At 66.9% G+C, this 23490-nt stretch carries 18 protein-coding genes; 15 read left to right on the top strand and 3 right to left on the bottom strand.

What is annotated here, in order from left to right:
* The first annotated feature begins 265 nt into the window (after positions 1-265).
* The 4 genes from ABNQ39_RS35335 (at position 266) to ABNQ39_RS35350 (ending at position 3174) form a co-directional block, all read left to right on the top strand.
* Positions 266-1039 carry a PAS domain-containing protein gene (locus ABNQ39_RS35335; RefSeq protein ID WP_376967479.1) on the top strand — a complete coding sequence of 258 codons (774 nt, stop codon included), beginning with the start codon at positions 266-268 and terminating at the stop codon, positions 1037-1039.
* Positions 949-1977 (top strand): sensor domain-containing diguanylate cyclase, encoded by a 1029-nt coding sequence (locus tag ABNQ39_RS35340; RefSeq protein WP_376967481.1) that lies wholly within the window; start codon positions 949-951, stop codon positions 1975-1977. The genes ABNQ39_RS35335 and ABNQ39_RS35340 overlap by 91 nt, the downstream gene beginning before the upstream one ends.
* Before the next feature lie 284 nt (positions 1978-2261).
* Positions 2262-2636, top strand: coding sequence for a minor capsid protein (locus ABNQ39_RS35345; protein WP_376967483.1), 375 nt, complete (start codon positions 2262-2264; stop codon positions 2634-2636).
* Positions 2637-2652: 16 nt separating this feature from the next.
* Entirely contained in the window at positions 2653-3174 is a 522-nt protein-coding gene (locus tag ABNQ39_RS35350) for a hypothetical protein (RefSeq protein ID WP_174474169.1), read from the top strand.
* On the opposite strand, the gene ABNQ39_RS35355 is transcribed toward ABNQ39_RS35350, so the two are convergent.
* Positions 3107-3556, bottom strand: coding sequence for a hypothetical protein (locus ABNQ39_RS35355; protein WP_376967485.1), 450 nt, complete (start codon positions 3554-3556; stop codon positions 3107-3109). The genes ABNQ39_RS35350 and ABNQ39_RS35355 overlap by 68 nt on opposite strands.
* Positions 3557-3692: 136 nt before the next feature.
* Here ABNQ39_RS35355 and ABNQ39_RS35360 point away from each other — a divergent pair, with 136 nt between their 5' ends.
* The 10 genes from ABNQ39_RS35360 to ABNQ39_RS35405 all read left to right on the top strand — a co-directional run bounded on the left by ABNQ39_RS35360 (position 3693) and on the right by ABNQ39_RS35405 (position 19561).
* Complete coding sequence (locus ABNQ39_RS35360; RefSeq protein ID WP_376967487.1) at positions 3693-3953, top strand: hypothetical protein; 261 nt, start codon at positions 3693-3695, stop codon at positions 3951-3953.
* Positions 3954-3968: 15 nt separating this feature from the next.
* On the top strand, positions 3969-5291 hold the full coding sequence (locus tag ABNQ39_RS35365; RefSeq protein WP_376967489.1) for a hypothetical protein: 1323 nt from the start codon (positions 3969-3971) through the stop codon (positions 5289-5291).
* Positions 5292-5294: 3 nt separating this feature from the next.
* Complete coding sequence (locus tag ABNQ39_RS35370) at positions 5295-5684, top strand: phage tail protein (protein ID WP_376967491.1); 390 nt, start codon at positions 5295-5297, stop codon at positions 5682-5684.
* Between the two features lie 60 nt (positions 5685-5744).
* Positions 5745-6488, top strand: a complete 744-nt coding sequence (locus ABNQ39_RS35375) for a phage minor tail protein L (protein WP_376967493.1) — start codon at positions 5745-5747, stop codon at positions 6486-6488.
* 42 nt (positions 6489-6530) lie between these two features.
* Positions 6531-7238 carry a C40 family peptidase gene (locus tag ABNQ39_RS35380; protein ID WP_376967495.1) on the top strand — a complete coding sequence of 236 codons (708 nt, stop codon included), beginning with the start codon at positions 6531-6533 and terminating at the stop codon, positions 7236-7238.
* Complete coding sequence (gene gpJ, locus ABNQ39_RS35385) at positions 7231-11799, top strand: TipJ family phage tail tip protein (RefSeq protein ID WP_376967497.1); 4569 nt, start codon at positions 7231-7233, stop codon at positions 11797-11799. The genes ABNQ39_RS35380 and gpJ overlap by 8 nt, the downstream gene beginning before the upstream one ends.
* A complete protein-coding gene (locus tag ABNQ39_RS35390) occupies positions 11796-12257 on the top strand; it encodes a carboxypeptidase-like regulatory domain-containing protein (protein ID WP_376967499.1) in 462 nt (153 codons plus the stop codon). Before gpJ ends, ABNQ39_RS35390 begins: the two co-directional genes overlap by 4 nt.
* A complete protein-coding gene (locus tag ABNQ39_RS35395) occupies positions 12254-12463 on the top strand; it encodes a hypothetical protein (RefSeq protein ID WP_376967501.1) in 210 nt (69 codons plus the stop codon). Before ABNQ39_RS35390 ends, ABNQ39_RS35395 begins: the two co-directional genes overlap by 4 nt.
* 1 nt (position 12464) lies before the next feature.
* Positions 12465-18905 carry a LamG-like jellyroll fold domain-containing protein gene (locus ABNQ39_RS35400; RefSeq protein WP_376967503.1) on the top strand — a complete coding sequence of 2147 codons (6441 nt, stop codon included), beginning with the start codon at positions 12465-12467 and terminating at the stop codon, positions 18903-18905.
* Positions 18906-19054: 149 nt separating this feature from the next.
* Positions 19055-19561, top strand: a complete 507-nt coding sequence (locus ABNQ39_RS35405; protein ID WP_376967505.1) for a lysozyme — start codon at positions 19055-19057, stop codon at positions 19559-19561.
* 78 nt (positions 19562-19639) lie between these two features.
* Here the strand turns inward: ABNQ39_RS35405 and ABNQ39_RS35410 are convergent, their stop codons facing one another.
* Positions 19640-20551, bottom strand: a complete 912-nt coding sequence (locus ABNQ39_RS35410) for a recombinase family protein (protein WP_376967507.1) — start codon at positions 20549-20551, stop codon at positions 19640-19642.
* A 291-nt stretch (positions 20552-20842) separates the two neighbouring features.
* On the opposite strand from ABNQ39_RS35410, the gene ABNQ39_RS35415 reads away from it, so the two are divergent.
* Positions 20843-21904, top strand: a complete 1062-nt coding sequence (locus ABNQ39_RS35415; RefSeq protein WP_376967509.1) for a hypothetical protein — start codon at positions 20843-20845, stop codon at positions 21902-21904.
* Positions 21905-21943: 39 nt separating this feature from the next.
* Here the strand turns inward: ABNQ39_RS35415 and ABNQ39_RS35420 are convergent, their stop codons facing one another.
* On the bottom strand, positions 21944-23374 hold the full coding sequence (locus ABNQ39_RS35420) for a hypothetical protein (protein WP_376967511.1): 1431 nt from the start codon (positions 23372-23374) through the stop codon (positions 21944-21946).
* Positions 23375-23490 lie beyond the last annotated feature (116 nt).

Here is a 23490-nt window from a genome sequence, read left to right on the forward strand (position 1 = left end):
AGGGTGTGTGGCAGAAGAACAGGGCGGGTGGAACAACCGGATCAGGATATCGCCCGCAGGGGCCGGCGCCCTGCCGAATCTTTGTCCCGTGGAGCCCTTGAAAGGACGGGACACGTCTCCTCGCTGGAATGCAAGCCGGCCCTTTCCCCCACTCTGTGGCAACGCTTTGTTTAAGCTTGATTCCCTATAGAATTGATTGCCAGGATATGCAGCATGTTCTCTGGCCGTTCGACCGATCCCGGGCGATCGATGAGGGGAGTTCGCAATGGCGGAGCAGGGTGAGCGCGACATGGACGGCGGGGCGTCCGCCGATCCCAGGCCGGGCGCTTTCCCCTTGTGGCCGGGCGATGGCAGCGTGTGCGGCCTGGATGGAGCCGGCGTGCTGGATGCGCTGTTCTCCACCAACGCCACCCCCATCCTGCTGATCGATCCCGGACGCGACGGCGCCATCGTCGATGCCAACCCGCGGGCCGCCGTCTTTTACGGCCACAGCCGGGACCGGCTGCGCAGCCTCCATGTCTGGGACATCAACCTGCTTGGGAGGGCGATCCTGCCGGCGATGCGCGAGATCGCGTCCTGGGAGGGCGGCCATTACCCGCAGCGTTTCCATCATCGGCTGGCCGACGGGTCGGTGCGCGATGTCCAGGTCTATGCCGGCCCCATCCATCTCGGCGGGCGCAAGCTTCTGCTGTGCATCATCCACGACATCACCGCCGTGATCGAGGCCGAGCAGTTCAACCGCCTGCTGCTGGAGAACGTGCAGGTCGGGGTGTGCGGCATCGACCGCTCGGGTGCCCTCACCTTCGTCAATCCCATCGCCACCCGCGCCTTCGGCTTCCGCCATGAAAGCGAACTGATCCGCAGCCATATCGGACGCTTCCTGTTTCGTGACTCCTTCAGCAGCGGTCCCGATGAAGGTGGCGCCGATGAAGGCGGGAATCCCATCCGGTGTTCCGGGTTGCGGAGGCCGGAGAACCGGTGCGCGAGATCGAGACGGTGCTGTACCGTGGCGACGGCACGTCCTTTCCCGTACGCCTGACCGCCAGCCCGATCCGCAACAATGACGGGATCGTCGGCGTGGTCGTCAGCTTCTTCGACCTGACGGAGGAGCGCGAGCGGGAAGCCCAGGCGAGCGATCTCGCCAATGCCCTTCCGGGTGCGGTGTTCCAGGCCGAACTCCATCCCGGCGGAAGCTTGCGCGCGACCTATTTCAGCACCGCCGCGGCGTCCCTGTTCGGCGTGCGGCCGGATGCCGACCTGACCGCCGCGCCGACTCTGGCGCCTGTGATGGCGCTGAAGGGGTGGGTGCGGGTCCGGCGCGGCCTGCGGCAGGCCGGCCGGGCCGGCCGGGTCTGGGAAGGCGAGATGGAGATCGCCGGCGGACGCTGGGTGCTGGGCCGCGCCCAGCCGCGCCGTCGGAGCGACGGCACCGTGCTGTTCAACGGCGTGCTGCTGGACATCACCGACCGCAAGGGCCTGGAGGCGGAGCTGCAACAGGCGGCGATGCACGATCCGCTGACCGGGGTGTGGAACCGCCGGCGGTTCCAGCAGGCGGTGGGCGAGGCCGCGGCCAGGCTCGAGCGGTACGGGCGCCCCTATATCCTGGCGTTGATGGACATCGACCATTTCAAGCGCTTCAACGACACCCATGGGCATCAGGCGGGCGACGATGCCCTGCGCGTGGTCGCCGCCACCCTGTCGGACCGGCTGCGCCGCTCGGACGCGTTGGCGCGCTGGGGGGGCGAGGAATTCGCCCTGCTGCTGACCGAGACCGACCTGCCCTCCGCCCTGGGCGTTCTCGAAGCCCTGCGGCAGAGGGTGAGCGCGCAGCGGATGGCGTGCGGCGGAGCGGTCACCATCAGCATCGGCGTCGGCCAGGCCAGGTCCGGCGAGGATATCGACAGTCTGCTCCAGCGCGTCGATGCCGCGCTGTACAAGGCGAAGGCCGCCGGCAGGAACCGCATCGAACAAACCTGAGCGGCAGGATCGGGATCGGTCTGCCCAGCCCTGGCATACCCGTGAACCGGGCTTCGCTGACCGTTCGAGAGACAAGACCATCTGTGGCCTCGGCCATGCCCCGGATTCCGGGTCAACCCCTTGTTTCCGAATGCTTTTCCAAAAAGATATAGCGCCTGCTCGCATGGTAAGATAATCATCCGTTTAAAGGAATTATATCCTTTTAACGGATGAAGGTCCGCTGGGACGAATGCCCTCCCGCCATTCGCCTTTCCCTCTGACCGTCTTATCGGAGTCCCGACGCCATGCTGCTGCACGCATTGCTCAAACACGTCGAAGCCGAAGGGCTGGGAACCGAAGGAGGGTCCCTGTTCCTGGGCCGGGCGCCGCAGGACACCGCCGCGGGATCGGTCTTCCTGCCGCGGGGCGGAACCCGCCGCGACTATGCGCAAGGCCTTCGCCGGCTTTCCTTCCAGGTCCGCACCCACGATCCCGACTATCTCGCCGGGGAGGCCCGCGCCCTGGCGATTGCCGACGCCCTGACCCTGCGGGCGGCTCCGGCCGGGGGCTGTTTCGTCATCGCGTGCCTGCCCCAGCACGAGCCGCTGATGCCCCACGACGAGACGGCAAGCACCTTCACCTTCATCGTCAACTATCGCGCCGACTGGCGTGTCGCCTGATTAGGAGACTATACCCATGGCCATCACTACCGAAGACATCGCCCTCGGCATCTGCGACGTCACCTTCGACGGCATCGATCTCGGCTCGACCAAGGGTGGCGTCGAAGTGACCGTCAAGACCACGAACTATCAGGTCAAGGCCGACCAGATGGGCGAGACCCCGATCAAGGACGTCATCACCGGCACCGAGGTGTCGGTCAAGGTGCCGATGCTGGAAACCAACCTGACCAAGCTGCTGGCGGTGATGCCGCAGGCGGTCGGCGTCGGCGCGGCCGGTGCCGAGGTCGGGGTCGAGATCCGCTCCGGCGTCAACATCGACCTGCTGGCCATCGCCGCCCCGCTGAAGCTGCACCCCACCGCCCTGCCCGCCTCCACCACCAAGGACGATTTCGTCGCCTTCAAGGCCGCGCCGCTGCCCAACTTCACCTTCAAGTACGAGAACGGCGGCGAGCGCGTCTACGAGGTCACCTTCAGCTGCTATCCGGACGGCACCGCCGGCAACCGCATCGCCGCCTTCGGCGCCCCCGTGGCCGCCTGACCGCGATGGTCCACGGCCGCGGGGGCTTTCCGTCCCCGTGGCCGCCCTCGCGGGCCTTGCCCACCACCAGCGACCGGGACCCTCCATGCCCCAGCCCACCATCCTGAACCTCGATGAGTTCCGCGTTTCCCGCAGCGTCGTCATCGGCGGGCGCGAACGCATCCTGAAGAACATGACCGTCGAACAGTTCCTGCAAGCCGGGGATATCGAGCGGAAGCTCGAGGAGGCCGGCAGCGACCGGGCGCAGATCCCGATCCTGGTCGATGTGATCGCCGGCCATCTCGAAGACACCCCGCGCGAGGAGATCCTCGGCCTCGATCTGGGGCAGCTCCTGGTCCTGCTGGCCTTCATCCGCGGGATCGATCCGGTGGGAGACGGCCAATCGGGGGACCGGCAGCCGGGGGAACGCCAGCCGGGGGAGCCGCGGGCGGGCAAGCGGGGAGCCGTCGGGCCCGCTGACGCGGCTCGATTTCGCCTACTGCTTCGCCCGCGTCAGCCGCTTCTACGGCATCGACCCGTTGCGCCTGCTGGCGCTGCCGGTGCGGATGTTCTGGACCCTGTTCAACGAGATCGACCGGCTGCGCGCGGAGGAGATGGCCGACTGGCTGCCGGTGCATCTGACGGCGGCCGGCGTCGGCGCCCGCGAACTGCACGACCGGCTGCGCCAGCGGGTCGGCACGCCGTTCGCCTTCGCGGACCTGCCCGACGGCGGCCGGCCGGCCGGGGAGCCGGGCCTGACCGAAAAGGCGAGAACCAGACTGCGCGCCCGCTTCGGCTAACAGAAAGGGAAAACCATGGCTGAAAACGCCGCCGGCCCGATGATGACAATCACGTTCGATAAATCTTGCACCGCTTCCATTGTTCGGTTGGACGGCACTGTCACCGAACTGGCCGTACGGACCAACTCCTGGCTGGACAAACTGCATCAGCAGATCGACGAGTTTCACAAGGCAAGTAGTGATCTGACCACACCGCAGGCGGTGGCCAACCGTTTTGCGGCGCCTTACAGTGCTGCCGGACAGTTTGCCCAAGAGCAAACCGATGCGAAGGCCGCGCAAGGCGCTCCGTCGGACGCACCCGCGCAGAAGACCGACGAGGCTGCCAAGAAATACAATGAGGTGATGGGCTCTGCCTTGCGTCCGCTTGGCGAACGTGTGAAGGCCAGCTTCGGCGGCGGCTTGCAAAGCCTGCTTGGCGGTTGGAGCGACGGCGTGCTGAGCGTTGTGACCGGCAAGCAGCAAATCGGTCCCGCCTTTCAGAAGCTGTTCACCACCATGCGGAACCAGCTGCGGGATTTCTTCGTGAAGGCGATTGCGGAGCAGACCGGCGCCGGGCTGCTCAACGTGCTGGGCTTCAAGACCAGCATCCCCGAAAACGGTAAGGCCGCCGCGAAGGCCGGCGATCCGTCGGCATCCGCTCAAACGGACAAGAAGGACGACGCCAAAGCGTCCTCCGACACGTCGGCGAATGGAAATGGGGCAGCTGGCAGCGGATCGGCCGGCACGGCCGGCACCGGCACCGGATTTTCCAGTTTCATCAACTCGCTCTTCACCTCCGACAGCCTGCTCGGCACCATCTGGTCGAAGGTATCCTCGCTTTTCAAACCGGAGGGGCTGCTCGGCGGCCTGATGTCCAGCATCTCCGGCCTCTTCTCCTCACTGCTCAAACCCGAAGGGCCGCTGGGTGGCATCCTGTCGGGCATCGCCAGCTTCTTTTCGGCGCTCTTCCACACCGGCGGCATCGTCGGTGAAGCCGGCCGGACGGGGCGGATGGTGCCCGCCGGGCTGTTCGCCGGCGCTCCCCGCTTCCACACCGGCGGTCTGGTGGCGGGCGAGGTCCCGATCATCGCCCGCAAGGGCGAGGCCGTCTTCACGCCGGAACAAATGACGAACGCCGACCGCCTGATCCAGGCGGTGCAGGATGGCGGCCCTGCGGTGACCCAGTCGGTGACAGTGAATGTCGCCGGTGGCTCCACCGGCGACCGCGAGCAGGACAAGGCGCTCGCCGAGCGGATCGGCGCGTCGGTCAAGGAGCAGCTGCGCGCGATGATGGGCAACGAGCTGCGCCAGCAGATGCGGCCCGGCGGGATGCTGAACAACATGAGCTACGGAGGCTGAGCGATGGCCGGCGAAACCACGAGCCAGAACGCCACGAGCCAGAACGGCGTGCCGGTCTTCCTGCCGCCCTGTCCGCCGATGACCGGCAGCACCATCGAGCCGGAGGTGAAGGTGCTGACCGCCGGTTTCGGCGACAGCTACACCCAGCGGGCGCCCGACGGCATCCACAACATCCGCGACCAGTATTCGCTGAGCTGGGAGTATCTCGACACCGACCAGGCGCGGGAGATCGAGGAGTTCCTGCGGGCCCGGCGGGGTGCGGAAAGCTTCCTGTGGAAGCCGCCCGGCGAACCCGACCGCCGGCGCTCGATCTGCAGCAAATGGAAGCGCACCCGCACCCATTACCTGTTCTCCAGCATCTCCGCGACCTTCGTCGAGGTCTTCGACCTCTGACCCCGCGCGGCCGCTTCGCTCCCTTCGACGGCGGGGGCGGCGCCCATCCAAGGAATCCCCATGAGCCAGACCAACATCCCCAAATGGGATGAACGGCCGGCGCTTGCCGCCGCCGCCCAGTCGCCCGATCCCGGTGCCTATGTGACGCTGTTCACGCTGGACCTGACCATGTATCCCGGCGGCACGATCCATCACTTCACCCCCTCGGGCAGCGGCGGCGAGCCGGTCCTGTTCGGCGGCATCGCCTATGTCCCGGTCGAGATGGAGACCGAAGGGTTCGAATGGACGGCGACCGGGGCCCTGCCGACGCCGCGCCTGCGCATCGCCAACATCAACCGCCAGATCTCGGCGCTGATCTACCAGTTCTCCGACCTGCTCGGCGCCAAGGTCAGGCGGCTGCGCACCTTCGACCGCTATCTCGACGGCCGGGCGGACGCCGACCCGCTCGCCTTCTTCCCGCCCGACCTCTACCGGATCGAGCGCAAGAGCGCCCACACCGCCACCCATGTCGAGTTCGAGCTGTCGGCGGCCATCGACCAGGAGGGCGCTATGCTCCCCGGCCGGCAGGTGCTGCGCGACGGCTGCACCCGCCGCTACCGCCATTGGACCGGATCGGGATGGTCGTTCGACGGTGCCGATTGTCCCTATTCCGGCGGTCTCTGCTTCACCGCGACCGGCAAGCCCACCGTTCCGGCCAGGGATGCCTGCGGCAAGCGGCTGGCCGACTGCCGGCTGCGCTACCCCAACACGACCGATCTCCTGCCCTTCGGCGGCTTTCCCGGCGTCTCCCGGATCCGGGTCTGATCCGGGTGCCCCTCCCCTCACAGCCAGAGGAGCAAGCAGCGCATGTTCACCGCTGACGCCATCCTCGCGATGAAGCGCCACGCCCTGGCCGACTATCCGCGCGAGAGCTGCGGGCTGGTGGTGGCCGGCACCTACCGGCCCCTGTCCAACCGCGCCGCCGACCCGGCGGCCCATTTCCGCATCGACGATGCCGACTACCTCGCCCATGCCGGCGCCATCGACGCCATCATCCACAGCCATCCCGACGGGCCGCTCCACCCGTCGGCCGCCGACATGCGCGGCCAGATCGACAGCGCGGTCCCCTGGGCGATCCTGGCCACCGATGGGGAGCGCTGCTCCGATCCGATCCTCTGGGGCGACGGCGTGCCGGTGCCCGATCTGATCGGCCGTGAGTTCCGCCACGGCGTGACCGACTGCTACGCCCTGGTGCGCGACTGGTTCCAGCTGGAACGGGGCATCCGGCTGCCGGATTTCCCGCGCGACGACGAGTGGTGGCACGCCGGCAAGAACCTCTATCTCGACCATTTCGCCGATGCCGGCTTCTCGGTGGTCCGTTCCGGCGAGGCGGCGGCCGGCGACGTCGCGCTGATGACCGTGCTGTCGCCGGTGCCCAACCATGCCGGCGTCGTCCTCGACGGCGGCCTGCTGCTGCACCACCTGCCGCGCCGCCTGTCGCGCCGTGAACCGTTCGGCCCCTGGCACCGGCAGATCGTCCACATCCTGCGTCACAAGGATTGCGCTCATGGCTAGGATCGATCTGCACGGCGCGCTCGGCCGCCAATTCGGGCGCCTTGCCGACTATCAGGTCCGCGACGCCGCCGAGGCGATCCGGGCGCTCGCCGCCAACCATCCCGATTTCGACAAGGTCTTCCGCGAAGGCTCCTACCGGCTGGTCCGCGGCCCGCGCTCGCGCGGCGGCATCGACCTGACCCTCGACACCCTGACGCTCGGGTTGGGCAACGCCGACCTGCACATCATCCCGGTTCCGGCCGGTGCCAAGAACGGCGGCGCCGGCAAGGCGATCATGGGCGCGCTGGTCATGGTCGTGGCGATTGCCGCGGCGCAGCCATGGGCCGCAGCAAGCTTCTCGGCGGCAATGTCCGCTCCGGCTGTCGCGGGAATCTCCCACGGTTCGATCGCCCTGTTTGGCGCGGCGATGATGCTGTCCGGTATCAGCCAGATGCTGTCGCCGACGCCCAAGGCCAACCTGCCGGACAACACGCAGAGCTATCTGTTCTCCGGTCCGGCCAATGTCAGCGAACAGGGCGGGTCGGTTCCCCTGGTCTATGGCCGCTGCTGGGTGGGTTCGACCGTCATCTCCTCCGGCATGGATACGGAGCAGATCGGAACCGTCCAGCCCCAGCCGGCGGCATCCGCCGCCACAGCAGCTTCGGATGGAAGTCCGGCAGGCGGCATCCAGGGGGCCAAGGGCGGTGGCAAGTCCGGCCGCGGCGGTTCCGGTGCCACCGAAGACCCCAACAGCCTGCAATCCGCCGCGACCGCCCGGGTGATCGATCTGCTGAGCGAGGGCGAGATCGTCGGGCTGGTCAATGCGGGGAAGAGCATCTACTTCGACGGCACGCCGCTGATCGCCTCCGACGGTACGGAGAACTTCAAGGGCGTGACCTGGGAAGAGCGCCGGGGCATTCCCTCGCAGGAGCCGATCAGCGGTTTCACCGCCAGCGAGACCACCGTCGGCGTCGGGAGCGAAGTGAAGAAAGCGGCCCCGGTCGTCCGCACCATCCATGGCGACGAGGTCGATGCCGCCCGCATCGTGCTGCGCTGGAACGCGCTGACCGAGCAGGACACCTCCAACGGCAACCTGCGCGGATCGGCGGTGCAGCTGACCATCGAGGGTCGGGCGGCCGACGGCGGCTGGAAGGTTCTGGTCAACGATACGGTGACCGGCAAGACGACCAGCGCCTATGAGCGGTCCTACAAGGTCGGACTGCGCGAACTGGGCAGGAGCCCATACGACATCCGCGTCACCCGCGTTACCGACGACCCGCCCCGCGCCGCGATCCAGAACAGCTTTTCCTGGTCGCACTATGCCGAGATCGTCGAGTCCAAGTTCGGCTACGACAATTCGGCGCTGGTTGCGCTGACGGTCAAGGCCGAGCAGTTCGGCAACTCGATCCCCGAGCGGGCCTATGACGTCAAGGGCCTGAAGATCCAAGTTCCGTCCAACTACGACCCGGAGACGCGGACCTATACCGGCCAGTGGGACGGCAGCCTCAAGACCGCCTGGAGCGACAACCCGGCCTGGGTGCTCTACGACCTGCTGACCAACAGGCGCTACGGCCTGGGACAGTCGATCTCCGAGGCGGCGGTCGACCGCTGGTCGCTCTACACCATCGGCGTCTATTGCGACCAGCCGGTCAAGTCGGGCCGGCTGGACACCAGCGGCCGCGACATCATGGAGCCGCGCTTCACCTTCAACGGGGTGATCTCCGGCCGGACCGAGGCCTACCGCGTCCTCCAGTCCATCGCCTCGACCTTCCGCGGCCTGATCTTCTGGTCGGCCGGCGGCGTGCTGGCCCGCGCCGACATGCCGGCCGATCCGATCAAGCTGGTCACCCCGGCCAACGTCATCGGCGGCAGCTTCACCTATTCCGGCACGGCGCTGAAGGCCCGCCACACCGCGGCGCTGATCACCTTCAACGACCCCGATGACGGCTACCGCCCGACGGTCGAGGTCGTCGAGAATGCCGGGATGATCCAGCGCTACGGCTGGCGGCCGATCGAGGCGACGGCCTATGGCTGCACCCGGCGCAGCCAAGCCCGCCGCCTCGGCCTGTGGATGCTCGACAGCGAGCAGCACGAGACCGAGACCGTCACCTACCGCTGTTCCTTCGACCATCTCGACGTCATGCCGGGCGACGTGGTCAAGCTGGCAGACCCGAACTGGGCGCTGGTGCGCACCGGCGGGCGGCTGGTCGCCTACGACCCGGAACGGCAGGTCGTCACCCTCGACGACACGGTGACGCTGGAAGCCAACCAAAGCCACGTGCTGGCGCTCACCCTGCCGGACGGACGGCTGGTCGACTGCCCGGTCCGCCGCCCGGTGCTGGAGGACCACACCACCGGCCAGCTCGTCATCGACGCGGCTCCGCTCGGCGGCGCGGTGCCGCAGCCGCATGCGGTGTGGATCCTGACCGCCACCAACCTCGCCCCGCGCCTGTTCCGGGTCCGCGCCGTCACCGAGAAGTCCCCCGGCGTCTACGAGGTCACCGCCCTGCTGCACGAGCCCGGCAAATATGCCCGGGTCGAGGAGGGCGTGCAGATCGAGCCGGTGGCGACCCAGAGCGCTGCCAACGCCATCCCGTCCCCCGCCAACCTCGCGGCGGTGGAGAGCGCCTATTGGGTCAACGGCCTGCCGCAGGCCCGGCTGACCGTCAGCTGGACGCCCAGCGACGATGCGCGCATCGCCGGCTACCGCGCCGACGTGATGACGCCGGGCGGCCAGTGGCAGGAATGGAAGGTCACCCGCGCCGGCAGCTTCGACATCGAGCCGGCGGCGGAGGGCGTCTACACGCTCCGCATCACCGCATTGGCCTACGACAACCGCCGCTCTGCGCCGGCGGAAATCCGGGCCACGGTGCGTGGCAAGGGAACGCCGCCCGGCCAGCCGGCCGGGCTGGTCGCCAAAGGCGGGTTGCGCCAGATCGCCCTGTCCTGGGTCAATCCGCCCGACACCGACCTTTCCCACATCGAGGTGCTGGAGGGGGCGGCGAACGACCTGCCGGCTGCCGCCGTCATCAGCACGGTCAAGGGCAACGCCTTCGTGCGCGCCGGGTTGGGCGGGCTGGTCACGCGCTATTACTGGGTGCGCGCCGTCGATCTCGGCGGCAATGTCGGCGACGTCAATTCGAACATCGGCACCGGCGCCACCACCGAGCAGATCTCCCACGACGACCTCGCCGACAAGCTGGTCTCGGAATCGAAGCTCGCTCCCTTCATGGCCGAGCGCATCACCGGGATCGAGAAGATCGCCGAGACGGTCACGTCGGGTCTGGTGCGCGTCAACGACAGTTACGGCCGCATCCGCAGCGAGATCGGCAGGCGCGAGGCCGACGTCGCGGAGGTGAAGGCGGACGTCAGGCAGGTCCAGGACGACACGCAGTCGCTGGCAAGCCGGGTCACCACCGTCGCCGCCCAGTTCGACGGGCAGATCGCCACCGTCAAGGAGGAGCTGACCGCGCTGGTGACGGCGGACGAGGCGACGGCGACGCGCATCGACACGGTGGTCGCGGCCTGGGACGGCAATCTGGCCGGCGTGCAGGCGAAGCTGACCGCGACGGCGAACGACACCCGGACCAACGCCGAGCGCATCGATAGCGTCGTCGCCGGCTTCGACAAGAGCTTGGCCGGCTATGACAGCCGCATCACCGCCAACGCGACCGCGACCGGCGCGCTGACCACGCGCCTCGATGTGATCGGTGCATCGGTCGACGGCGTGAAGGCGGGGCTGACCAGCGAGCAGACTGCCCGTGTCGACGCTGTCGGTGCCCTCGCCAGCCGGATCGACAGCGCGTTCGTGGCGATAAAGGATGCTTCCGGGTCTTTTCAGGAAAGCGTCAACCTGGCGGTTACCGAGGCTAAATCCGCTGTCAGCAAGGTAAACATCCTCAGTGGCACGGTCAGCAATCACACCTCGTCCATCGAGCAGGTCTCGAAAGTAACCGACGGCCTATCGGGGCAGTGGACGGTCAAGATCGACAACAATGGCGCCGTCAGCGGGTTCGGCCTTTCCTCGGACCCGGCCGATGAGAGCGGGGTGCGATCCGAGTTCTATGTGCGGGCCGACCGTTTCCTGATCGGCATTACCGGCCCCGGGGGCAGCATCGACCATCCCTTCGTCATCGGTCGGGTGGATGGGGTGCCCCGCATCTCCATGTCCGCCGCCTTCATCCAGGACGCCTCGATCGACAGCGCGAAGATCAGGGATGCAACGATTTCCAGCGCGCACATTCAGGATCTGACGATCCGGGGCCAGAAGATCGAAGACTTCGCCACGTCCAATATGAATGCGGCGCAGGGAGCGTGGGACGCGACCGTCGGTCTTCAGACAATCGGTAAACGTGTGCTGATCACCGCAGTGCGTGGTTGGCAGATCGACATTGTTACTGGCTACGGTGGCGGCGAGAGCAGCTCAGAGATCTGGTCTCCATCCTGGGTTTCCGTTGCCTATGCTTGGATAGAGCATCCAGGGCCAGGTTACTACACCTGGAGAACAGCAACGTCTGACGCCTATGGGCGAAATCCACGCAATTTCTACTGCGCAATTTCAGCAGTCGAGTTGAGAAAATGATTCAATCACTTAAAAAAACCCAAAGAGAAGCTCCGCCGGTAGCTCAGAGCGGTTCCGGCGCGGCTTCAGGGCAAAATGGAAACCCAAGCTCTTCCTACGTTTTCTATAAGCCGGAAACCGGTGAAATCCGACAGACCGCCTGCATCGGGCCGCTGGAGGTGCCGCACATGCATCTTCTGGGCTGCGAGCGGTTGCAGGCAAAGGCTTCGGTCTTCGACGACTACGTCGATCTTTCAGGCTCCGAACCCACGGTGCGCCCGCGTCCCGAGATCGAAAGTCTGGACGCTCTGCCCATCCCGGCAACCGTGACCGTCACCTGTCGGGCCTCCGGTGCGGTCGGCACCTACACGGTCGAGGATGGCAGCTTCGATTACGACGATCTGCCCGGCACCTACGACTTGCGCGTCAGCGCCTGGCCTCATCATGACGCCCATTTCGTTCTGGAGATCACGCCATGAAGGTGACGCCAGTCCGCACCCGCGACGAGATCGCGAAGCTGCGCCAGCAGGCCTATCTCGCCGCATGGCCGGCGGCCCGGCAACTGGAAGCCCAGCAGGACATGCTGAACGGCAACCCCGCCAAATGGGAGCGCATGCGCGCCGACTTCTCGGCGATCCGCGCGCTCTACCCCTATTCCGACACGACCCCCAGCGAGGAGAACTGACATGGCCGGCTGGTATCGCCAAGGCACCGTCGCCCTGACCCCCGGATCGGCCGCCGTCGCCGGCGCCGGCACCATGTGGATGGGCGTCGTGCGTCCGGGCTCCGCCTTCACCACCGACGGCAGGACGCTCTACGAGATCCGCGAGGTCGCCAACGACCGCATGCTGACCCTCGACCGCCCTTGGGAGGGCGAGACGGCGGCGGCGTCCGCCTATGCCGTCATCGCCGCGTCGGCGACCCTGTCCAACGCAGAACTGGCCGCGGAGATCGCGGCGATGGTCGCGAAATGGGCGGTGCGCGAGGACCAGTATGACGACTGGCTGGGCGGTTCCCCGAACGGCGGCCCGAATGCCGACGGCAAATATCCGCTGACCGACAGCAAGGGTGTCACCCGTCTGGTCGAAAGCCCGGCCCGCCTGCTCCAGCTTCTCGATGACGGGGTGGTGGAGCATGCCGCGCAGATCATTGCCGCCATCGAGGACGACGTGGCGACGGCACGACAGGCCGCCGCCGATGCCACGGCGGCGATGACGGCTGTCGCCACCGACCGGCAGGCCGTGGCGCAAGCCGCCGCGACCGTCGCCGTGCAGGCCGGCGAAAGCACTGCCGCCGCCGCGACCGCGACCGCCCAGGCGGCCATCGCCGTCCACCATGCCGATGAGGCCGCCGGCAGCGCCGCCACCACCGCCGGGCTGGAGGCGTCCGCCACCGCGGCGCTTGCCGCCGTGGAGGCGGCACGCGACATCGTGCTGGAGGCGCGGACCGAAGCCGGCACGGCGGCGACCGGTGCCCTGTCCGCCAGAACGGCGGCCGAGGTGGCGCGCGACACCGCGACCGCTGCGCGGGATGCCGCCCAACAGGCGCGCGACGCGGCGGTGACGGCGCGGACGCAGGCGCAGGACTGGGCGGTGAAGACCGATGCCCCGGTCTCCGGCAACCTGAAATCGGCGCTGTCCTACGCCCTGGACGCGGCCTCCCAGGCGACCGTCGCTATTGGCAAGGCGACGGAGGCTGCCGGCAGTGCCGCCGCCGCCGCCGCGAGCGCCGCCGGTCTCGACACTGCGGCGACCGCTGCGCAGGCCGCCGCCGGCAATGCCGCGACCGGCGCCCAGACCGCGACCGCCAAGGCTTCCGCTGCTGCCATCTCCGCCGACATCGCCCGCTCCGCCGCGCAGCAGGCGGAGGCCGCCGGGACCGGCAGCGCCACGGCCAGGACCGCAGCGGAGGCGGCCCGCGACAGCGCAGTCTCCTCCATGACGGCGGCGCAGGTCGCCGCCTCCCAGGCTGGCCAGTCGCAGACCAATGCCGTCAACAGCGCGCAGACGGCGGCAACGGCGGCGGCGGACGCGATCTCGGCCAAGTCCGATGCCACCGCCGCCCGCGATCTGGCCGTGGCCGCCCGCACGGAGGCGCAGGGCGCCCGCGATCTGTCCCAGGCCTTCGCCCAGGGTGCTGTCGGCTATCAGCCCAGCCCGGGCGTCTATTCCGCCTTCCATTGGTCGGAGCAGGCCAAGGGCCATGCCCAGACCGCCGCGACCATCGTCGGCGGCTCCAATTTCGGCATCGTCGGCGACGGTGCCTCGCAACGCTTCGCAGCGGACAACCCCGGCTCCCTGCTGAACCTCGTGCAGGCTCCGGGCGGCAAGCTCACCTTCAGCCCGGGCAACCACGCGGTCTCCTTCGGCTTCGATGCCGCGACCGCGCCGGTGGCGGCGATCCCGGGCATGACGGCGACCACGGTGCAGGGGGCGCTCGAAGAGATCGAGACCCGCATCGACACCCTGTCGCCGGACACCATCCAACAGGCGGGCGGATCGGTGTTGGTCGCGACGGACGGGTCGGTTGCGATCACCCCGGCGGCGGGCAGGACGGCCACCTACAACGGCAGTGTTTTGCACACATCTGCAAGCGCCTACAGCAAAGCGGAAACCGATACGGCGCTCGGCCTCAAAGCGGACAAGACGACCACCTACACCAAGACCCAGACCGACAGCGCCATCACGGTGGCCAGCGTTGCCAGCGCTGCCAAGCTGACCACCGCCCATACCATCGCCCTATCGGGCGGGGCGACCGGAACGGCCACGTCTTTCGATGGCTCGGCCAACATTACCATTCCGGTGACGGCCATCGACGCTACCAAGATCGTCGGTACCGTCCCGCTCGCCAGCATGCCCGCTGCGGCTCTTGAGCGGCTTGTCCCTGTTGCCACTCAGACAGCCCGCTATGCACTGGCCACGACGACCGTCCAGATCGGCGACACGGTCAAGGAGACCGACACTGGCAAGATGTTCTATCTCAAGGATGAGGCGAACATCGGCAACAGCGCGGGCTGGGAGGAATATTCGGTCGGAACGGCAGCGCTCGCCAACAGCGCCCCTTGGAGCGGGTTGACCGGCCGCCCCGCCTTGATCGATGCCATCAGCGCGCTCGACAATGGCAACGGCCTCCTTTTGCAAACGTCTGCAACTACGGTGTCCAAACGCGCTGTGGGTGTCTCGGCCGGCACCGATATCCCGGACCGCGACGCGGCCGATACCCGCTATGTTCTACGGACCGGCGGCACCGCCAGCGCTCTTACCGGCAACCTCTTCGTCAGCACCGGGGCGGCTGAGGGCGGCATCCGTATCCGGACCAACCCTGGCGCCGTTAAGAATATCAGGCTACAGGCTACTGTTGGGGCGAGCACGCTCAACCGGTGGGACATTGGCGCGAACGGTGTTGCCGAAAGCGGCGCCAATGCTGGAACCGACTTTTTCATCAACCGTTTCGACGATGCCGGAGCCTATATCGACACGCCCTTCTCGATCAGCCGTGCGACGAGCATTATCAATTTTACCGTCCCTCCGACCGTCAATGGAAACGCGGTTCAGACAATCGCTACCTCCTATACCATAGACCAGACCAATAGCGCGATCTCGGCGGCGGTTGCCGGACTGTCTACCAGCGGCATCAGCCAAGGCGACAGTTCCGTCACTGTCACCGATAACGGGGCGGGCGGTAAGGTTTCCGTTAAGGCGGACAACAGCATCGTCGCCGAAGCGACGGCGACGGCCTTCGACTTCAAGGTTGCCCCGACCGTCAACGGTGCGCCTTTGCAGACGTCTGCAAACGGCGCGGTCACCAAATCAGCGGTGACCGTTCTCCCGGCTGCGGGGACGATCAACGTGGTCGCTACCACGATCCCGGCCGTCTACACGCAGTTCGTCGGTCAGGCCTTCAACGTCGATTACAACACCGAGGCCAACTACATCCAGGAGAATGCCGCCACCGGCACCGATCAGGTCGGCGGCCAGTTCCAGCTTTACAGCACCGGCGGCGGCGGTGCCGACGCTGCCACCAAGCTGCTGATCCACGCCGATGGCGTCAATGGCTCGACCGAAATCATCGACGAGCGCAGCATCACGCCGTTCGGCACCCATTGCGGCTGGTTTGACGGAGCAAGCTATTGGGCGGTGCCGCAAAGCTCCAAGAATGCCTTCGGCGCCTCGCAAAACTTTACATATGAATGCTGGATCAGGCCGACTGTTTTGGCGGGCGTGTTCCTCGACGCTCGAACTCAGGACGGAAGCGGGTACGATTACGGCCCTCAAATCTCGCTACGCGGCGACGGGACTATCAGCATCTACTGCTTTGACACGACGACGGTTGGCTCTACAGCATCCCTCGTAACGGCGAATGCCTGGAACCACATCGCCGTGGTTCGCTACAACGGCACTCGTACCATGTATGTCAACGGGGTGTCGGTGTCCGCTATCGCTGACACTCGGAACTACACCGCACAGTCGATCAGGATCGGCTGCCATGTCGCCAACCGGGAATACTTCTCGGGGTGGATGGATCAAATCCGCGTCTCCAAGATCGCCCGCTACAGCGCCAACTTCACGGTGCCGACCACCGCCTTCGTCACCGACAATGACACCGTCTATCTGTTCAGTTTTGACGACGGCCATGGCGGACAGGTACTGAAGGACCGGGCGAATAGCGGACGCGAGGTCCAGTTGACCGGCTCGCTATCCACTGCCCAAGCCAAGTTCGGGACAACCTCCGCACTGCTGTCCGGTGGCTTTGTTATCTTCGACAAGATGAAAGGTCACGCCGATCTTCTCAGCATGGGAGTGGACAACTTCACCTGGGAAGTGTGGGCCTACATGACTTCGGCGTCGGGAGTTCAATGCCTGTTTGTCGGAAACTCTGGAACCTACGCGCCGAAAATTCAATATGACAGTGGCGTGATGAAGGTCTATCTGGCGTCCGGCACCAGTTCCTTCGATCTCGCCAACGGTGTCTCGTTCGGCTCCTTCTCGGCGAATAGTTGGCACCACGTCGCCATGACCCGCAACGGGTCAAGCGTTTACTGCTTCATCGACGGTGTTCTCGGGGCGACGATCTCGGTTGGGTCCAACTCCATCTGGCCGGTCAACAACGCCGCGGGTTGGGCGTTCGGGGCTGACTACACCGGGTCCAACCCGTGGGGTGGCTACATCGACGAGTTCCGGGCGAAGCGCGGCGAGGCAGTCTGGACTTCCAGCTTCACCCCGCCGACCACCGCATATGCTACGGCCGACAACCGGACGATCATTCTGTGCCACTTCGAAGGGGCCAACGGCGACAAAGTAACTCTGGACAGCAGCGGGTCGAGCTACGGCACCAATGCGTTCGGGGATACGACGACGCCGAGCCTAACCTTTGCCAACAACAATGGCATGTCGCTGCGCGCAGACTACACCCGAGGCGGGCATGCCACGTCGTTGGGTCTGAACGGGTTTAACCAGTACGCCTCCATGCAGTTCGCCACCCCGAGCGCCGGTCACCCGATCTATTTCGGGGCCAGCACCAAGCTCTGCATCGAAGGCTGGGTGTACCTGACCTCCGTCGCCGGTCAGGGGATCGTCTTCAGTCTGGGCAATAACGCCAACGGCGGCGGTGTCGGCTCTCTTATGTGTCGAACTGGCAGCAGTACGCAGCTTTACGTGAACGATGTGCTTGTCGCATCGGCGGGGGCTGCCAGTGTTGGCTGGAACCATGTCGCCGCTGTTCGTGACGCCCGTGGTTGGGCCGTGTGCCTGAACGGTGTGATCTCTTCTTCAAGCAACCCCGAAGTGAATATCGGCACGATCAGCGGTGTCTATGCCCTGTATCTTGGCACAGGCTGGAGCGGGTCTGCCTGGGGTTATCAGTACCTGTCCGGCGCTATCGACGCCATCCGCATCACCAACGGCCAGCCACGCTACACCGCCAACTTCACCCCGGCAACGTTGGTCGCCGACGACATGACCACGCTGATGTGGGAGTTCAACGGCGCGGTCGATCAGAAGTGGGTCAAGGAACTGTCCGGCAACGGAGCGCTGGTCGCCGCAAACGGCAATCCGCGCACGGTGAAGGATGGCGGGTGGATAGGATCGGTTCAGACTGGGGCGAATATTTCCATTAGCACAGCCAACTCCAAGTTTGGCGGCGCGTCTATGACAACCAACCAGACCATCGGCAACAATTACTACTCGCTGTGGGCCAGCAATGATTGGCTGCTCCCCGGCGACTTTACCATCGACTTCTGGACCAACGCTCCGAACGCGGGTGACAACACACTGATCGACGGTCCATTCCGGGTGCGCTCCGGCGGGTCCGGTCAGATTTTGTTCGAACTCACCAATGGCGCCACCATTGCGGGCGCCACGTTCTGGATGACCAGCCAGAACCGTACGCTGAATGTCTGGAACCACGTCGCCGTCGTGCGCTCCGGCTCGACGTTGACCACCTACTTCAACGGCGCGGTTGCCGGGCAGTGGACTGGCATTAGCGGCAATCTCGGGTCTTCGTCCGCCATCATGCGCCTGTTCAACAAGACGGATGGTACGCTCCCTTGGAGCGGCTACACCGACGAACTGCGCATCTCGGTCGGAACCGCCCGCTGGACCGCCGGCTTCACCCCGCCGACCCTCCCCTACGGCGCGAGCTACGTCACCGGCCCCTTCTACGTGGCGACCACCAACGCCTCTCGCATCGACGTGTCGGACTGGAGCACCATTCACGCAGCGACGATCATGCAGACCACCCCGCCCGGTACCGGCATCAAGTGGCTGGTCAGTTTCGACGGCCGGGCGACGTGGCGGAAATGGGATGGGTCTGCCTGGGTTGTCGTGCCCCTCAACAGCGGGGCCAGCATCGACACCAACGGCAACGATTATCTGACCCTGCAGACTGCTCTCACGAACCTGAATGTGGAGAGTTACAGCACCATCGACTTCGCCTTCTCGCTGAAGACGGCCAACCCGAACTTCTCGCCCAGCGTCGATGCGGTGACTCTGGCCCGCGACGAGTACGAACTCGGGGCCGCCAGGATCGATTACACGATCAAGCGCAACGGTGCGGCCGGGGCTGAAATCCACCGCATCACCAACCTGAAGCCCTACCCGGTCAAAGTCGTCTACGACTACGTCGCCTGACGCGGGCGGTCCCGGGGCCATCCCCGGGACCCTGCCCCCGATCCGGCGGAGCGCGGCCGCCCCGACGGTCCCGGCAGCGCTCCGCCGGATCCGCTCTCCCCCCTGTCTCCTCACCCACCGGCCCACCTATCGCCCGGGAGTCCCGATCCATGCCCGATCCGATCTGCAAGGCCGCCATCGACCTTGTGAAGCATTTCGAAGGCCTGTCGCTCAAAGCCTATCTCTGCCCGGCCGGCATCCCGACCATCGGCTATGGCCACACCGACGGTGTGACGCTCGGGCAGAGCATCACCGTCGAAAGGGCCGAAACGCTGCTGTCCCGCGACCTCGCCGCCGCGGCGGCCGTGGTCGACGGGCTGGTGACGGTGCCGCTGAATGGCGGGCAGCGCGGCGCGCTCGCCAGCTTCGTCTTCAATCTGGGGCGGGGAAACTTCCAATCCTCGACCCTGCTGAAGCGGCTCAACATGGGTGACCATGAGGGGGCCGCCGGCGAGTTCGGCCGCTGGGTCTACGCCACCGTCAATGGCAGGAAAACCCAGCTTCCAGGCTTGGTGAAGCGCCGGGAGGCCGAGGCCCTGCTGTTCCGCCGCAACCTCTTCCTGACCAGGATCGCCGCGGCCGATCCGATGCCGCAGGCCCTCGACGATCCTGCGTGATCCCCGTGCCCTTCCCTCGTCACCGGTCCTGCCATCGATCCGGGGCGCCGATCCGGGGCGCAGAAGACAGACCGCCCGCTACGCGCTCTGCGATCCTCGCACCAGCCCCTGATTGTTGGCGCGCTCCAACAGGTTCTTCACCGACGACCGGCTCCAGCGCAGGCCACCGCGCGGCGTGCGCTGCCCCATGCTTTGCAGCCGGCGCGCGATGCCATCGAGCGTGATGCCGGGTTCGGTCCGCGCCAGCCCCGCCACCATCAGCACGAGGTCGGTGCTGTCGACCCGCTTGGGCGCCGCATCGAGAATGGTCTGACGAACCAGCCCCGCTGCGGCCAGCCGGCGAACGGCGCGGATCAGGCTGTTGGGCGTCCATGGCTTGCGATCCCACGGCCGGGTCCGCCCCTGCGCTTTCAATGCCCGCACGACCTGATCCCATGCCGCGGTCGGGCGTAGTGCCTCGACGGTTGGCAGGAACTCCTGGGCATGCGCGACGACCAGTTCGTCGCGAGCGGTCTCGCGGCCCTGCCGTGCCTTTTCCAGCGCGGCAGGGTCCCGTCGGCGCAGGCCGGGATTGCCGGGCTCCTTCCCCCTGGCCACCGCGGCCCTGAGCCCGGCGACCGAGCGCTCGCGGATCAGCGCCCGTTCCAGCTCGGCCGCGGCCCCGAGGACCTGCAAAGCAAAGCGTCCCTGCGGGCTGGTGGTGTCGATCGGGTCGCTGAGCGACTTGAAGGCGACGCCGCGCTGCTCCAGCCCGTCGATCACCTCCAGCAGATGGAACAGCGAGCGTGCCAGCCGGTCGATGCGCGCCACCACCAGCGTGTCGCCTTTCTTCAGGCTGGCGAGCGCCTTGGCCAGCACCGGCCGGTCACGGTCGCCACCCGACGCCTGCTCCTCGAAGATGGTCGTGCAGCCGGCCTGCCGCAGGGCGAGCAGTTGGGAATCGGTGGATTGGTCTTCAGTGGAGACACGGGCGTAAGCGACGAGGGCCATCGGGGTGTCCTGAGCAATCCGGGCGGAGACCTGCCTGTTGAGCTCTTTGTACAGAATATAAGTCGGTTACATCCACCCGGATGAATATGGAGGCAGAGTGTGGGGTGGGAAGCTGCCCCGGCTCGCAGCGCCGGTATCCCGGTTCCTGGTTCCGGCATCCGGTGCGCGACAAAAGGCCAGGAGATCGCCGGTGAGAAGCCGTGGAAAACCCCATTTTCGGCATCGCGTCTATTGGACAGGTTGCAGTCGTTTCGATATCAAAAATCCATAAATTGCTGATATATATACGCGATGAGTTTACGCCTCCCCGAACCCCTCCTCCTTCTCGGCCCATTGGAGCAGGCTGCCAAGGCTGTCGGGCGGCTGGCCCAGGCAACCACCGGCAGTCCGGTTCTGGCGGCTTGGCTGCATCGGTCGCGGGTCGAGGCCGTTGCCGAGATTGCCGACAGTCAGGGGCGTCGCGTCGATCCCAACCGCCTGCGCACTCTGCTGGCCCAGGTGCCCACGCGTGCGCTGCGCGACTGGGGAGCCACCATGCTGGCCCTCGATCTGATGCGGCAGATGCTGTCCGATCCCGGCCCGTCCGCATTCGCTCCGACCGGCATGGACGGGGCGCTCGCCCGGATGGAGGAGGCCCATGCCAGGGCTGGATCGGCGGCGCTGATCGCGTGCGGGCTTGGCTTCTTTGCCCATCTGGAGGCCGGTGGCGACCGCAGCGGGGCCTGTCTGGCTGTTTCCCGCTTCCTCACCGCTCAGGGGATGACGCCGCTGCCGCTGCCCTGCCTGAACGGGGTCGCGGCGATCCGTCGCGCCGAGCCGGGTGGGAACTGGCTGGTCGCTTTCCTCGATGGCATCGCCCGGCAGGCGGAGGAGGGGGAGGATAGTCTCGTCGCTCTGCTGCATCGCTGGCGCGGCTGGCGCCGGCGCGTCGGCGACCGGCGCAGCGACGCCCGGATCCGCCGGGCCGTCGATGCGGTGGCGGCGGAAGGGGTGATTGGCCCGGCCCGGCTGGCCGCCCGGCTGCGCTGTGCCACCAGTGCCGCCACCGACCTGCTGGAGGAGTTGCAGCGGCTGGAGATCGCCGTGGAGATCACACGGCGGCGAACCCATCGTGTCTTCGTGGCGGAGGATTCGGCGGCCATGCTGGGGGAGGTGGCGCCGCGGTCCGCAACGGGCATCGCCGGCGGACCCGTTCCCAGGACCGCGCCCACTGCTCCCGCCGAACTGGACCGGTGGGTGGAGCCGGCCGAAGGTGTCGAGGATGCGCTTGCGAACCTGGAGCGCATCCTGAAACGGCAAGACCCGTTGCTGGCCCGCTATGGGCGGTCCGCAGGGGCGTCGGGCGAGGGATAGGGGGAACGACCCTCCATCGGACGACGCCCGCGTCCGGCCTCAGGTCCTGAGCGCCACCAGCTGGCGCAGGGCCTGTTCGGCGGCGGCGAACACGCTGTCCCAGTCTCCCGGCGTGGTCTGGCGGAACAGGCGCATCGACGGATACCAGGGGGTGGTTTCGGCCCAGTCGCCCTTGCCGTCGCCATAGACCCAGTAGGGCATGAACTGCAGCAGGTTCCACACCGGGCGGCCCAGCGAGCCGGCCAGATGCGCCACCGAGCTGTCGGTCATGATCACCAGATCGAGCCGTTCCAGCACCGCCGCGGTGTCGGCGAAATCGTTGAAATGCGGCCCCAGCGGCGTGATCAGGGTGGAGGTGCCGAGCGTTTCCAGCTCCGCCTCCGGCGGCCCCTTCTGGATGCTGTAGAGCCGCACCTTCGGCACGTCGAGGAAGCGCAGGAAGCGGTTGAGCGTGGTGGCGCGCCGCGCGTTGTCCTTGAAGGTGACGCGGCCGGACCAGATGATGCCGACCTTGATCGTGCCGTCCGGGCCGGGAACCAGCCGGGCGGCCTTCTCGCGCGCTTCGGCCGGAACGGCCAGGCGGGTGGGCGGCGGCACCGTGTCGATGGTCGTGCCCAGCCGGTGCGGCAGGCTCATCAGCGGGCAATGGACGTCGTAGGCGGGATAGGCCGTGCCGGCGCGCACGAAACCGTCGATGCCCTCCACCCCGGACAGCAGGCGTTGCAGCTCGGGATGGCATTCCAGCAGGACCCTGCCGCCGCGTGCCTTCACCATCGGCGCATAGCGCGCGGTCAGCAGGACATCGCCGAACCCCTGTTCGGTGGTCAGCAGGATGGTCTTGCCGCCGAGCGGCCCGCCGTCCCACATCGGCCCTTGCGCGATGCGGTTCTGATAGCTGGGCAGCGACAGGCGGGAGTCGTAGTCGCCGAAGCCCTCGGCATAGCGGCCGACCTGCAGCAGGGTCAGGGCGCGGTCCCACAGCAGTCCCGGATCGTTGGGCCGGGCGCGCAGGGCGACGTCCAGGATATCCAGGGCGCGATCGAAGCGGCAGCCGTGGCGCAGCGCCACCACCAGGTTCGACAGCAGGTTGGCGTTGCCGCCCGACAGAACCACCGCATGCTCCTGGGCGGCGATGGCCTCGTCATAGCGCTCCACATCGCCCAGCACGTTGCCCAGATTGGTCCAGGCGCCGACATGGCGCTGATCGATCTCCAGTGCGCGCCGCTGGCAGGCGATTGCCGCCTCCGGCTTGCCGGCCTGCCGCAGCAGGGCACCCAGCGCGCTCCACACGTTGGGGTCTTTCGGCTGCTGCTCCAGCATCCGCTCCAGCATGTCGATGCTGAGGCCATGGGTTGGTTGGGCAGGTGCCGGGGCGGTGACCGGCGCCGCCGCGGGACGGGCCGAGGTCTGAAGGGGCAAGCCTGCCGAAGGGGATGGCGCCGTGGCGGCCTGGGTAATGTTTGCCTTCATCTCTCGTCGTCGCTGATGGTCTGCAGTCGGTTTGGAGCGGAAGCAGAGCGCGGCTAGGGGATAGACGGCTCCTCATGGAGAGTCAAACCGTCCCTTTGGCCGTCCCTTTGGCCGCC

This window comes from Azospirillum sp. A26 (genome assembly GCF_042604635.1).
Classification (GTDB): domain Bacteria; phylum Pseudomonadota; class Alphaproteobacteria; order Azospirillales; family Azospirillaceae; genus Azospirillum; species Azospirillum palustre.

Bases quoted from the DNA above. Each gene is read 5' to 3' on its own strand.
- ABNQ39_RS35415 (WP_376967509.1), top strand. From the start codon at position 20,843: ATGAGTTTACGCCTCCCCGAACCCCTCCTCCTTCTCGGCCCATTGGAG.
- ABNQ39_RS35335 (WP_376967479.1), top strand. From the start codon at position 266: ATGGCGGAGCAGGGTGAGCGCGACATGGACGGCGGGGCGTCCGCCGAT.
- ABNQ39_RS35420 (WP_376967511.1), bottom strand. From the start codon at position 23,374: ATGAAGGCAAACATTACCCAGGCCGCCACGGCGCCATCCCCTTCGGCA.
- ABNQ39_RS35395 (WP_376967501.1), top strand. From the start codon at position 12,254: ATGAAGGTGACGCCAGTCCGCACCCGCGACGAGATCGCGAAGCTGCGC.
- gpJ (WP_376967497.1), top strand. From the start codon at position 7,231: ATGGCTAGGATCGATCTGCACGGCGCGCTCGGCCGCCAATTCGGGCGC.
- ABNQ39_RS35405 (WP_376967505.1), top strand. From the start codon at position 19,055: ATGCCCGATCCGATCTGCAAGGCCGCCATCGACCTTGTGAAGCATTTC.
- ABNQ39_RS35350 (WP_174474169.1), top strand. From the start codon at position 2,653: ATGGCCATCACTACCGAAGACATCGCCCTCGGCATCTGCGACGTCACC.
- ABNQ39_RS35380 (WP_376967495.1), top strand. From the start codon at position 6,531: ATGTTCACCGCTGACGCCATCCTCGCGATGAAGCGCCACGCCCTGGCC.
- ABNQ39_RS35345 (WP_376967483.1), top strand. From the start codon at position 2,262: ATGCTGCTGCACGCATTGCTCAAACACGTCGAAGCCGAAGGGCTGGGA.
- ABNQ39_RS35365 (WP_376967489.1), top strand. From the start codon at position 3,969: ATGGCTGAAAACGCCGCCGGCCCGATGATGACAATCACGTTCGATAAA.
- ABNQ39_RS35400 (WP_376967503.1), top strand. From the start codon at position 12,465: ATGGCCGGCTGGTATCGCCAAGGCACCGTCGCCCTGACCCCCGGATCG.
- ABNQ39_RS35390 (WP_376967499.1), top strand. From the start codon at position 11,796: ATGATTCAATCACTTAAAAAAACCCAAAGAGAAGCTCCGCCGGTAGCT.
- ABNQ39_RS35375 (WP_376967493.1), top strand. From the start codon at position 5,745: ATGAGCCAGACCAACATCCCCAAATGGGATGAACGGCCGGCGCTTGCC.
- ABNQ39_RS35370 (WP_376967491.1), top strand. From the start codon at position 5,295: ATGGCCGGCGAAACCACGAGCCAGAACGCCACGAGCCAGAACGGCGTG.
- ABNQ39_RS35410 (WP_376967507.1), bottom strand. From the start codon at position 20,551: ATGGCCCTCGTCGCTTACGCCCGTGTCTCCACTGAAGACCAATCCACC.